Genomic DNA, 12103 nt, shown 5'->3' with positions numbered 1-12103 from the left:
GCTTTTTTGCCCCATAAAAGCATCTAAAATAGTTGTGTTGTTTAGTTCCGAGTAACATCGGAATGGTTTAGTAGTTAGACCGATGAAAAGCTTTTCACCTTTAAGGTGGATGGCTTTTTTGTTTAAACGACTTTGTTTTTATTGAAAATATTAAAATATTGATGTTAATTTAAGGAATTTGTTAAATCAGTATTAAATTATAAAATTAGGTTTGGTAGTTCAGTTGGTTAGAATACATGCCTGTCACGCATGGGGTCGCGGGTTCGAGTCCCGTCCAGACCGCTAATTTTAAAAAAAGCACCTCTAAAAGGTGCTTTTTTTATGTTTAAAAATAGACTTCCCAATTTTTCCATACAATTACGACAAAGAGACCAAAATAAATTGTGGAAATCAAAAATTTCATAAAAGTACTAGCTAAAAAACCTATAAAGGATCCTGTGGCTGCTTTTAAAGCTCGGTTATGATCTTTTTTATCATATATTAATTCGCCAATAAAAGCACCTAGAAAAGGCCCTATAATAAATCCAAACGGAATAGGTGCGAGCAAACCTACTACCAATCCAATATTTGTACCCCAAATACCATATTTACTGCCTCCAAAACGTTTTGTTCCTTTGGCAGGAATAATATAATCTAAAACACTAATTATTAATGCAATAGTAAGTGTAATGCCTAAAATCCAGTAATTTGTTTTTATTTCTGGAGTTAAATAGAGTAGTAAAATTCCAATCCAACTAATAGGTGGGCCAGGTAAAACGGGTAAAAAACTTCCTATTATTCCTGTAATCATACAAATTACACCAAAAACTAATAAAAGATATTCCATATAAAAATTTATAAGTATTAAATGTAATGAAAATATTTTTAACTAAAAAATTAGTTACAACTAAAAAATTAGTTTATATTTGTTTTTATAAACTAAAAACTTAGTTGAATTAAATATGAAACAACTTACTAAAGCAGAAGAAGAGGTTATGCAAGTTTTATGGGAATTAAAAGAAGCTAGTGTCAAAGATATCATTGGTTTGTTTCCTGTGCCTAAACCTGCATATAATACTGTGTCAACTATAATTAGAATTTTAGAAACAAAAAAATTTGTTGAACATAGGCAAGAAGGTAAAGGATATATTTATTTCCCAATTGTAAAAAAGACGGAGTATAGTAATAGCTCTTTAAATAGACTCGTGGAGAATTATTTTCAAGGTTCTTTTAAAAATATGGTATCTTTTTTTGTAAAGAAAAATAATATTGATCTAGAAGATGTGGAGTTTTTATTAAAGGAAATTAAAAAGCAAAAAGATGCATAGTTTTATTACTTATAGCTTTCAAGTTACACTCATTCAAATCCTTTTTTTAGGTATTTATTACTTGTTGTTTAGAAAAGAAACTTTTTTCTTATATAATAGATTATATCTTTTAGGTTCTGTTTTTTTCTCATTTGTTGTTCCTACTATTTCTGTATCAAATCTTGGCGATAGCAATCAAGTAATTCAATTAAATGAGATTGTTTTGTCTAATTTTAATAAATATGAAATCACATCAATAGTACAAAATGAATTAAAAACAAATAACCTTTTTTTCTATTTCTATTTATTGGGATTAATTCTTTCTGCCATTCTTTTTTTTATTAAAATATTTAAAATATGGAAGATAAAGTCAGAATCTGAAGAGATAATGTATCAGTCAAATAAAATCTACCTACACGAACAGCCTTATGAAGCATTTACATTTTTAAATTTTGTTTTTATTGGAAAAAATAATGATGATATAGAAACTATTCTAAAACATGAATTAGTGCATCGATTAAAAAAGCATTCTTTCGATTTGTTAATTTTAGAAATAGCTTCAATTTTATTTTGGTTTAATCCAATATTAAAAGTGTACCAAAATAGTTTAGCAGAAGTTCATGAATTTGAGGCTGATGCATTAGTGGTGTCAAATGATAAAGGTAGATATTTTGAGACTATTTTAAATCAAATGTTTCAACTTAAAAATTGGTCTATTACAAATAATTTTTTTAATAAGTCTTTAATCAAAAAAAGAATTTTTATGTTACAAAAATCAAAATCTCCCAAAAAAGCATTAATTAAGTACGTATTAGTTGTGCCAATGATGTTTCTGAGTATATTGTTGTTTTCAAGATGTATTGAAAATGATGATGAAAATCATTTACTTGACAGAAAATCGAATTCAAATAGAGAGAGTGAATCTTCTTGGCTTGATAATGACACCATAGTTTCTTTTGTTCAATTTGGAGAAGTAGATGAAGCGCCTCGTTTTAAAGATTGTGAAAAGGCAGGTAAAGAAGTTGTTCTAAAGTGTTTTAATGAACAAATGAATTTGCACATAATGAAAAATTTTACTTATCCTGAAATGGCTGCCGAAGGAAATATTCAAGGACGTGTTAATGTTCAATTTATTATTGATAAGGAAGGTAATGTTACCGATATTATGGCGAAAGGCCCAAAAAACGGATTGCTTTTAGAAAAAGAAGCAATCAGGCTAATTAAAATTCTACCTCAATTTATTCCTGCAAAACTAAAAGGGAAGTGTGTAAATGTAAGATACGGCCTTCCAATTACATTCAAACTAATATAGAAGTAAATGAGAATTTTATTTGTCTTTTTTACACTTGTTCAAACTGTTTATTCACAACACATCAAGCAGGGAGATAGTCTTTTATCTTTGGGTTTTGTAAATGAAGCTATTAATGTATATAAAAAAGAGATTAGTCCGGTTAAGTTTTATAAAATTGGAAAGGCTTTGCAAATTAAAGGTAATTATGACCAAGCTTCTGATTATTATAAAGATTATTTAAAGAAAGATTCGCTAAATAGAGCGGTTAATTATGATTATGCATTATTGCAATTAGAATTATCAAGATTTAAAGAAGCTGAAATGTTTTTCAAAAAACTTGTAAATCTTGAACCTAATGCCTTGTTTAATTATTATTTAGGTTATGTCTTAGAAAAGCAGCATAATACTGCTGAGGCGAAATTATTTTATCAAAGAAGTATAGCTTGTGATTCTTTATTTTTAAAAAGTAACTATAGATTGGCTGTTCTTCTTACAAACGAAAAAAAATTCCTAGAAGCCAAAGATATATGTAACCGATTCTTGAACAACAAAATAAGAGATATTGATATGCTTAAATTGAGAGCGCAATTATATTTTGCTTTGAATAATTATTTATTTGCTATTGAGGATTTCGAAAAGTTAATTGAATATGGATATGAAGATGAATTTATAATTGAAAAATTAGCTATTTCTTATTATGAAACTAAAGAATATAAAAAAAGTATTAATTTGTTTTCTAAATTATTAGATGGAAATGAAGAGCCTAATTATCTTATGTTTAGAGCTAAATGTAATGGATTTTTAGGTTTTCCTGAAAAAGCTGAAGAAGATATTAAAAGAGTAATAGAATTGAAAAAGTTTTCCTTCGAAAATGAATATTTTTATATGGCATATTTTTTTCAGAAGGATGAAGATTTTAAAAAAGCAGTTTATTATTATAATATGACTTTGAAAGAAGATAAGAATCATTTAGAAGCTAATTATCAATTAATTGCTATTAAAGATTTTTTAGGAAATAGTTCTAAGCAAACAATTCAAAATTATAAAGATTTTTTAAAACAATTCCCTGAAGTGTCAAACGAAAAAAGAGGCTACATAATGCAACGATTAATTCAGCTAGAAGACAATAGTCGTTCTATGATATTTTATTATTAAAATTCTTAATTATAATTTAGTAGTGAAAGGGTTAAAAAAATCAACTAAAAATGACAACTATGCTAAAAAAACAAGGGCTTTATTTACCAGAATTTGAACACGATAATTGTGGAGCTGGTTTTATCTGTAGTTTAAAAGGAAATAAATCAAATGATATCATACACAAAGCATTAGAGATCTTAGAAAAGTTAGAACATCGTGGTGCTGTAAGTGCTGATGGTAAAACAGGTGATGGAGCTGGTATTCTAATAGATATTCCACATGATTTCTTTGTTCAAAAATGTGATTTTCATTTGCCTAAAGAAGGGGAATATGCAGTAAGTAATGTTTTTTTACCTAAAAAAGAAAATCAAAGAGCATATTGTATTCAAAGATTAGAGTTTTACATACAAAAACAGGGATTAATAGTTTTAGGATGGAGAGAAGTTCCTGTAGATACTTCGGTAATAGGAAGAATTGCTGCGGAAACTGAACCTTATATTAAACAAATTTTTATTGGTAAACAAGATAAAAAACAAGACGACTTTAGTTTTAACTTAAAACTGTTTACAGCTAGAAAACAAGCTGAACACGATATCAATAGTTCTAAATTGTCGGAAAGTAAAAAGTTTTATTTACCAAGTTTATCTACAAAAACAATCATCTTTAAAGGACTTTTAATACCAGAAGACATAAAACTCTACTATAAAGATTTACAAGATCCATTGTTGGTAACACGATTAGCACTTGTACATCAAAGATTTTCAACTAATACTTTCCCTACATGGGATTTGGCACAACCTTTTAGATATATGTGTCACAATGGAGAAATCAATACGTTGAGAGGAAATGTATCAAGAACTTTATCACGACAGGAATTGATGGAGAGTGAATGGTTTGGTGAAGAAATAAAAAGTTTATTTCCAATAATTTTACCTGGAAAATCAGATTCTGCACAGATGGATATGATGGTAGAATTGTTATTAATGACAGGTCGTTCTTTACCCGAAGTAATGATGATGCTTGTTCCAGAAGCATGGGAGAAAAATCCAACCATGTCAGAAGCAAAGAAAGCGTTTTATGAATATAATTCTTGTATTATGGAACCTTGGGACGGTCCTGCATCAATCCCATTTACAGATGGGAATTATATAGGAGCTGTTTTAGATAGAAATGGATTGAGACCTTCTCGATACACGGTTACCAAAGATGGTTACGTTATTATGTCTTCTGAAACGGGAGTTATCGATATTGATCCTAAAAATATTGAACGTCATGGTCGATTAGAACCAGGAAAGATGTTTTTGGTTAATATGAATCAAGGAAGAATTGTAAATGATGAGGAGATTAAAGAGAAAATTGTTTCTAAACATCCCTATAAAAAATGGTTGGAAAAGAATTTAGTTCACTTAAAAGATATTCCTGCTAAAAAAGGGCCTATTAAACACAAAGAAGATAGCCTCGAAAAAAGACAAGTTCTTTTTGGTTACACTGAAGAAGATTTAAGAACGATTATTTTGCCAATGGCTCAAACGGGTAAAGAGCCAATAGGGTCAATGGGTAATGATGCACCGATTGCTGTCTTGTCTCAAAAGCCACAATTAATTTACAATTATTTTAAGCAGTTATTTGCTCAAGTTACTAATCCGCCTTTAGATGGTATTCGTGAAAAATTAATTACAGATATTAGTTTGACACTTGGAAGTGATACAAATATTTTCAAAGTTAATGAAGATCAATGTAGAAAGCTTAAAATTCAAAATCCGGTAATTTCTAAACATGACTTAGATAAAATTAAGAACTATTCAAATAATCCAGATTTTGTTGTAACTACCATATCTATATTATATGAAGTAGGAAAAGGGTTAAATGAATTAGAGAGAGCATTAGTGAAATTAGTTGAAACGGCTTCCAAAGCGATAGATGAAGGTGGTAATATTATTATTTTATCTGATAGAGGAGTAACTAATAAATTAGCACCAATTCCCGCCTTGCTAGCTTGCTCCTATGTAAATCACGAGTTATATAAAATAGGAAAAAGAGCAAAAGTAAGTATTATTGTAGAATCAGCCGAACCTCGAGAAGTACATCATTTTGCTTTGTTGTTTGGTTATGGAGCTAGTGCGATCAATCCCTATATTGTTAACGAAATTGTTTTTAATCAAGTTCAAAATAAAGAAATTGAAAACATTGATTATATCCAAGCTATTCAAAATTACAATAAGGCTATTGGAATGGGAATTCTAAAAGTGATGAACAAAATTGGAATTTCAACTTTAAACTCTTATCGAGGAGCTCAACTCTTTGAGTGTATTGGTTTGAATACCAAAATTGTAGAGGAATATTTCCCAAATACTATAACAAGAATACAAGGTATTGGATTAAAAGAAATTGAAAATGAAATCTCTAAAAGACATAAAAAAGCTTACGAAAAAAATGATATTGATGCTGAGCTAACACTAGAATTTGGAGGCGATTACAAATGGAGAAGAAACGGAGAAGAACACGCTTTCAACCCTTTGTCTGTAGCAAAATTACAAGAATCCGTTAGAAGTAATAAACATAATACTTTTAAAGAATATTCAGAAATTATAAATGAACAATCAAAAAGATTAATGACGATAAGAGGTTTGTTTGAATTTACAAATTATGACCCAATTCCATTAGAAGAAGTAGAACCTTGGACAGAAATTGTAAAAAGATTTAAAACAGGTGCGATGTCCTATGGTTCTATTAGCAAAGAAGCACATGAAAACTTAGCTATTGCAATGAATAGAATTGGTGGTAAAAGTAATTCTGGTGAAGGAGGCGAAGATGAAGAGCGTTTTTATAGAGATGTAGATGGGGATTGGAAAAATTCAGCTATAAAGCAAGTAGCTTCTGGAAGGTTTGGAGTTACTTCTAATTATCTTACCAATGCATCTGAAATTCAGATAAAAATGGCACAAGGAGCTAAACCAGGTGAAGGAGGACAATTACCAGGACCGAAAGTAAATCCTGAAATTGCAAGAACGAGAAATTCTACACCTTATGTAGGTTTAATTTCTCCACCACCACACCATGATATTTACTCAATTGAAGATTTATCGCAACTTATATATGATTTAAAGTCGGCTAATCGAGAAGCACGAATTAATGTAAAATTAGTTTCTGAAGTGGGTATTGGTACCGTGGCAGCTGGTGTAGCCAAAGCAAAAGGGGATGTTATTCTAATTTCTGGTCATGATGGTGGCACAGGAGCGTCTCCATTGACTTCTTTAAAACATGCAGGATTACCTTGGGAGTTAGGTTTAGCTGAAGCTCAACAAACATTGGTCATGAACAACCTTAGAAATAGAGTGGTTTTAGAATGTGATGGGCAGTTAAAAACAGGTCGTGATGTAGCTATTGCTTGTTTATTGGGTGCCGAAGAATTTGGTTTTGCAACGGCTCCTTTAGTAGCTTCAGGATGTGTGATGATGCGTGTTTGTCATTTAAATACTTGCCCAGTTGGAATCGCTACTCAAAATCCTGAATTGAGAAAAAAATTTCAAGGAAAACCAGAACATGTAGTCAATTTCATGTATTTCGTTGCACAAGAATTAAGAGAAATTATGGCACAACTGGGTTTTAGAACAGTGAATGAAATGGTAGGTCAAGTGCAAAAATTAAATAGAAATAAAACGATTAAGCATTATAAGGCATTGGGATTAGACCTATCTCCAATCTTACACAAAGTGGAAGTGCCTGAAGGAACTAAGTTGTATCATACAGAATCGCAAGATCATCATTTAGAAAAATCATTAGACTTTAAAATTATTCGTCAAGCACACCCTGCTTTATTTAGGAAAGAAAAAACCGTATTAGAATCAAAAATTACCAACAGAGATAGAGCTTTTGGTGCTGTTTTGAGTAATGAAATTTCTAAAATTTACGGTTCCCAAGGTCTTCCAGAAAATACACTTAAAATAAATTTTACGGGTTCAGCAGGACAGAGCTTTGGAGCATTTGCAACTAAAGGATTAACTTTAGTAATTAACGGAAACTCTAATGACTATTTAGGGAAAGGATTGTCAGGCGCAAAATTAGTTGTTAAAGTACCAGAAGAAGCAACGATTGTACCTGAAGAAAATATCATTATTGGAAATGTGGCTTTATATGGCGCAACTTCGGGTGAGGTATATATTAATGGGAAAGCTGGTGAACGCTTTTGTGTAAGAAATTCTGGAGCAACAGCTGTTGTTGAAGGAATTGGAGATCATGGGTGTGAATATATGACGGGTGGAAGAGCTGTCATTTTAGGGCAAGTAGGTCGAAATTTTGGAGCAGGCATGAGTGGAGGAATTGCATATGTTTACAATCCAAAAGGAACTTTTGAAAAACAATGTAATACGGAAGGATTAAATTTAGATCCGCTAGTTTTGGAAGAGGATATAGTAGAACTAAAGCAATTAATTGAAAATCACTATAACGCTACAATGAGTCCTTTAGCTCAAAGAATCTTAGAAAATTGGGAAAATGAATTGCATAAATTTATAAAAGTATTCCCTGAAGAATATAAACAAGCATTAATCAGAATACAACAAGAAAACCTCGTAAAACAATAATAGTATGGGAAAGCCAACCGGATTTTTAGAATATAAACGAGTAAATGAAAGCTACTTAAAAGTAGAAGAAAGACTTAAAAATTATAAAGAATTTACCATTCCTTTAGCTGAAAAAGATTTAAATACACAAGGTGCAAGATGTATGGATTGTGGCATACCCTTTTGTCATAGTGGCTGTCCTTTAGGAAATTTAATTCCCGATTTTAATGATAAGGTGTATAGAGGAAGATGGAAAGAAGCTGCTGCCATTTTACACTCTACAAACAATTTTCCCGAATTTACAGGTAGATTGTGCCCCGCTCCATGTGAAGAAGCTTGTGTGTTAGGAATTAATGAAAACCCAGTAACTATAGAAAATATTGAAAAAAATATAGTTGAAACAGCTTTTAAAGAAGGTTGGATTACACCAAAACCACCAAAGAATAGAACTAATAAAAAAATAGCTATTATTGGTTCTGGCCCATCAGGTTTAGCCGCAGCTCAACAATTAAACAGAGCAGGACATTGGGTAACGGTTTTTGAAAGAGATGCCAAAATAGGCGGTTTATTACGTTATGGGATTCCCGATTTTAAATTAGAAAAAAAAATCATCGATAGAAGATTGGCAATATTAAAAGAAGAAGGGATAATTTTTGAAACCAATGCACATGTAGGTAAAAACATAAGTGTAGAAACTATTAAAGCAGATTTTGATGCCGTTTTGCTTTGTGGTGGAGCGACCGAAAGAAGGAGCATGCCCATTAAAGGAATTCATTTGAAAGGAATTCATCAGGCGATGGATTTTTTAAAATTAAATAACCAATTTGTTGACGGTTTGGTTGATTTTGACAAAATTATTTCGGCAAAGGATAAAAGAGTTATAGTTATTGGAGGAGGTGATACAGGTTCTGACTGTATAGGAACAAGTAATCGTCATGGAGCTCAATCAGTAGTAAATTTTGAGATTTTAAAGAAACCTTCAGAAGGTAGGCCGGTAAATCAACCTTGGCCCTATTGGCCTATGAAACTCAAAACGACATCATCACATGAAGAAGGAGTAGAGCGTTTCTTTAGTATTTCAACCAAAGAATTTTTAGCAGATAAAAATGGAAATCTCACAGGTTTAAAAACAGTTGAGGTGGAATGGATTTTTACTCCAGGACAACCTCCACAGTTAAATGAAATTGCTGATACAGAAAAAGAATGGGAATGCGATTTAGTTCTACTTGCTTTAGGTTTTACGGGAGCAGAAAAAACATTAGCTGAACAATTCGGTGTCGAAATGGATTTTAGGACAAATGTAAAAGCAACGACAAAAGATTATGCTACATCTGTAAAAGGTATTTTTACAGCAGGCGACATGAGACGTGGGCAATCTTTAATTGTTTGGGCAATTTCTGAAGGACGTCAGGCAGCCTACCATATTGATAAATTTTTAATGGGAAATTCTAATTTACCGTTAAAAGATGAAAATGATTTACCACGAGTATAATATTTTGCTATATTAGTTCTTTTTAAAAGAATGAATATACAGCAATTATATGAGTTTTGCCTTTCTAAGAAAGGTGTTTCAGAACATTTTCCTTTTGACGAAGATACTTTAGTATTTAAAGTAGGAGGGAAAATGTTTTGTTTAACTTCTTTGCAAAAATGGGAGCAAGGAAATCCATCATTAAATTTAAAATGCGATCCTGAAAAAGCTATAGCGCTTAGATCTGAATTTGAAGGTGTTCAACCAGGATATCATATGAGTAAGAAACATTGGAATACTGTCTTTTTTAATAATGATGTCTCTGCAAAAATGATGATTGAATTGATCAATCATTCCTACGAATTAGTATTTGAAAGTCTTTCAAAAAAAATCAAACAAGAAATTGAAAAAACTAAAAATTAGCTATTACTTTTGTTATTGTAATAAAAATCAATACTATGTTAGATAACTTAAAAAAGATTCTAAACGAAGATCAAGATCCAAAAGCTATAGAGAAAATTACTTCTAAACTTGAAAATTTAATCATGACTAATGAAGAAGTAGGTTATATTGCAGTTCAAAAAAAGCCAGCACTAACCATTTTTCCTGATAGTATTGTAGTTACCAATAAAAGAATTATTATTTGTAAACCAAAAAACCTCGGGTTATCGATGGAATTTATTGATTATGATTGGGATGATGTTGAAGCGATTTTTGTTAAAGAAGGAATCTTAGGTTCGGATTTTACTTTTACAACAAAAACAGAATTAACACTGACCATAGATTATTTACCCAAAAATCAAGCTAGAAAATTACACACTTTTTCTAGAGAACAATTAGAAAAATTAAAAAATCCGATAACAAAAACGATTGAAACGTTAACAGAGGATAATCATAGTAAAGAAAATATTTTTACTAATGATGACATATCTAAACCAAGTTTTTTAGCAGAAGAGCATCCTAAAGAAGAAATTATTGAAGAAACAATCGCAGAAGAAGTTTTTGATTTTGCAGAAATTATTCCAATAGAGGAAAATAAAACATCATTTCAACAACCAGCGAAAGAGGAAGAGTCTGAGAAAAAGTTAAGTGAATTGTCTTCTGAAGAATTGTTTGAAAAACTTCAAAATTATAAACGATTACTCGACAATGGACTTATTCTGCAAGGAGAATACGATAAATTAAAAAGTGCCATTCTAAAATATATGTAGTTTTTAACCACGTTATATTATAAAAGTCTATAGAAATATAGGCTTTTTTTATTCCATTGGTCTATACTTTTATTCCATTGGTCTATACTTATTTCTCTCTAATCGAAAAATGGTAAAAAGAAAATGATTTCAGATTAGCTTTGTTATTGACTTAGTGTCAGCTATAACCAAAAAATAATTAAGCATGAGAAAATCTTTAAACATTCTTCTTATTGAAGACGATGCTATTGAAGTAATGAAATTCAATAGAGTATTAAAAACACTTGAACATAATCATAAAATTATTGAAGCTAATAATGGCGAAGAAGCTTTGACTATTTTGAAACAAAAAGAAATTATTCCTGATATCATTTTACTCGACTTAAATATGCCTAAATTAAATGGTATTGAGTTTCTAACTATTCTTAAGAATGATGACATCTTAAAATATATTCCATCCATTATTTTAACTACTTCAAATAATCATAAAGATATGCTTGAATGTTATAAAATTGGAATTGCTGGTTATGTATTGAAGCCTTTAAAATATGAAGATTATGTGGATAGAATTAAAAAATTAATAGAATATTGGAGTATTACTGAATTAATTTCACAATAATATGTATGGAATTGTTAACAAAGCAATCCAAGATTTAGTAACTACTAATTTTGGAGAAGATAAATGGGATATCATTCTGAGAAAAAGTGGTATAGAAGAAGATTTTTTCATTAGTAGTGAACCTTATGATGATGCCATAACGTTTAAGCTAGCTAAAGCGGTTTCTGACGAAATGAATATGCCTATAAATGAAGTTTTGATCGCTTTTGGTGAATGGTGGGTAATAAAAACAACCAAAGAAAAATATGGAGGATTAATGGAATCGGGCGGGGCAACTTTTAAAGAATTTATCCTTAATTTGCCTTTATTTCACAATAGAGTCATGTTAATTTATCCAAAATTGACTCCTCCTGAATTTAAAATCTCGGAAATTTCAGAAAATAGTCTTAAATTACATTACTTTTCGAAACGAAAAGGATTGCAAGAATTTGTAAGAGGTCTTTTGCAGGGTCTAGCAATCTTGTTTCAAACTCAAGTAGAAATTACGCTTATTCAAACCAGAGATTTAGGAGATAGTCACGAAATTTTTAAAATAAGTTGGTAAAGT

10 protein-coding genes and 1 tRNA gene are annotated in these 12103 nt (G+C 30.5%); 10 read left to right on the top strand and 1 reads right to left on the bottom strand.

Features of this window, described 5'->3' with window-relative positions:
* The first annotated feature begins 208 nt into the window (after nt 1-208).
* Nucleotides 209-282: transfer RNA gene (locus HALO113_RS07330), tRNA-Asp, on the top strand.
* A gap of 43 nt (nt 283-325) precedes the next feature.
* Here the strand turns inward: HALO113_RS07330 and HALO113_RS07325 are convergent.
* Nucleotides 326-826: a DUF456 domain-containing protein gene (locus HALO113_RS07325; protein ID WP_159778399.1), complete on the bottom strand. Its 501-nt coding sequence runs from the start codon at nt 824-826 to the stop codon at nt 326-328.
* Nucleotides 827-941: 115 nt separating this feature from the next.
* On the opposite strand from HALO113_RS07325, the gene HALO113_RS07320 reads away from it, so the two are divergent.
* The 9 genes from HALO113_RS07320 to HALO113_RS07280 all read left to right on the top strand — a co-directional run bounded on the left by HALO113_RS07320 (nt 942) and on the right by HALO113_RS07280 (nt 12100).
* Nucleotides 942-1307: a BlaI/MecI/CopY family transcriptional regulator gene (locus HALO113_RS07320; protein ID WP_159778398.1), complete on the top strand. Its 366-nt coding sequence runs from the start codon at nt 942-944 to the stop codon at nt 1305-1307.
* Nucleotides 1300-2598: a M56 family metallopeptidase gene (locus HALO113_RS07315; protein WP_159778397.1), complete on the top strand. Its 1299-nt coding sequence runs from the start codon at nt 1300-1302 to the stop codon at nt 2596-2598. The genes HALO113_RS07320 and HALO113_RS07315 overlap by 8 nt, the downstream gene beginning before the upstream one ends.
* Nucleotides 2599-2604: 6 nt before the next feature.
* Nucleotides 2605-3732, top strand: coding sequence for a lipopolysaccharide assembly protein LapB (locus tag HALO113_RS07310; protein ID WP_159778396.1), 1128 nt, complete (start codon nt 2605-2607; stop codon nt 3730-3732).
* A 59-nt stretch (nt 3733-3791) separates the two neighbouring features.
* Nucleotides 3792-8297, top strand: coding sequence for a glutamate synthase large subunit (gene gltB / locus HALO113_RS07305; protein WP_159778395.1), 4506 nt, complete (start codon nt 3792-3794; stop codon nt 8295-8297).
* Nucleotides 8298-8301: 4 nt separating this feature from the next.
* A complete protein-coding gene (locus HALO113_RS07300; protein ID WP_159778394.1) occupies nt 8302-9768 on the top strand; it encodes a glutamate synthase subunit beta in 1467 nt (488 codons plus the stop codon).
* Nucleotides 9769-9798: 30 nt separating this feature from the next.
* Nucleotides 9799-10170, top strand: a complete 372-nt coding sequence (locus tag HALO113_RS07295) for an MmcQ/YjbR family DNA-binding protein (protein ID WP_159778393.1) — start codon at nt 9799-9801, stop codon at nt 10168-10170.
* 35 nt (nt 10171-10205) lie between these two features.
* Nucleotides 10206-10958 (top strand): PH domain-containing protein, encoded by a 753-nt coding sequence (locus HALO113_RS07290; RefSeq protein WP_159778392.1) that lies wholly within the window; start codon nt 10206-10208, stop codon nt 10956-10958.
* 184 nt (nt 10959-11142) lie between these two features.
* A complete protein-coding gene (locus HALO113_RS07285) occupies nt 11143-11556 on the top strand; it encodes a response regulator (protein WP_159778391.1) in 414 nt (137 codons plus the stop codon).
* Nucleotide 11557: 1 nt separating this feature from the next.
* Nucleotides 11558-12100: a heme NO-binding domain-containing protein gene (locus HALO113_RS07280; RefSeq protein ID WP_159778390.1), complete on the top strand. Its 543-nt coding sequence runs from the start codon at nt 11558-11560 to the stop codon at nt 12098-12100.
* Nucleotides 12101-12103 lie beyond the last annotated feature (3 nt).

The sequence above is a fragment of the Flavobacterium sp. 9AF genome (assembly GCF_902506265.1).
Lineage (GTDB): Bacteria > Bacteroidota > Bacteroidia > Flavobacteriales > Flavobacteriaceae > Flavobacterium.
Note: the sequence above shows the minus strand (reverse complement) of the source record. Positions and strands in the feature narration are given on the sequence as shown.

What these genes read in the sequence shown, in the direction of transcription:
- HALO113_RS07285 (WP_159778391.1), top strand. Translation starts at nt 11,143, where the DNA reads ATGAGAAAATCTTTAAACATTCTTCTTATTGAAGACGATGCTATTGAA.
- HALO113_RS07290 (WP_159778392.1), top strand. Translation starts at nt 10,206, where the DNA reads ATGTTAGATAACTTAAAAAAGATTCTAAACGAAGATCAAGATCCAAAA.
- HALO113_RS07300 (WP_159778394.1), top strand. Translation starts at nt 8,302, where the DNA reads ATGGGAAAGCCAACCGGATTTTTAGAATATAAACGAGTAAATGAAAGC.
- HALO113_RS07325 (WP_159778399.1), bottom strand. Translation starts at nt 826, where the DNA reads ATGGAATATCTTTTATTAGTTTTTGGTGTAATTTGTATGATTACAGGA.
- HALO113_RS07315 (WP_159778397.1), top strand. Translation starts at nt 1,300, where the DNA reads ATGCATAGTTTTATTACTTATAGCTTTCAAGTTACACTCATTCAAATC.
- HALO113_RS07310 (WP_159778396.1), top strand. Translation starts at nt 2,605, where the DNA reads ATGAGAATTTTATTTGTCTTTTTTACACTTGTTCAAACTGTTTATTCA.
- HALO113_RS07320 (WP_159778398.1), top strand. Translation starts at nt 942, where the DNA reads ATGAAACAACTTACTAAAGCAGAAGAAGAGGTTATGCAAGTTTTATGG.
- gltB (WP_159778395.1), top strand. Translation starts at nt 3,792, where the DNA reads ATGCTAAAAAAACAAGGGCTTTATTTACCAGAATTTGAACACGATAAT.
- HALO113_RS07295 (WP_159778393.1), top strand. Translation starts at nt 9,799, where the DNA reads ATGAATATACAGCAATTATATGAGTTTTGCCTTTCTAAGAAAGGTGTT.
- HALO113_RS07280 (WP_159778390.1), top strand. Translation starts at nt 11,558, where the DNA reads ATGTATGGAATTGTTAACAAAGCAATCCAAGATTTAGTAACTACTAAT.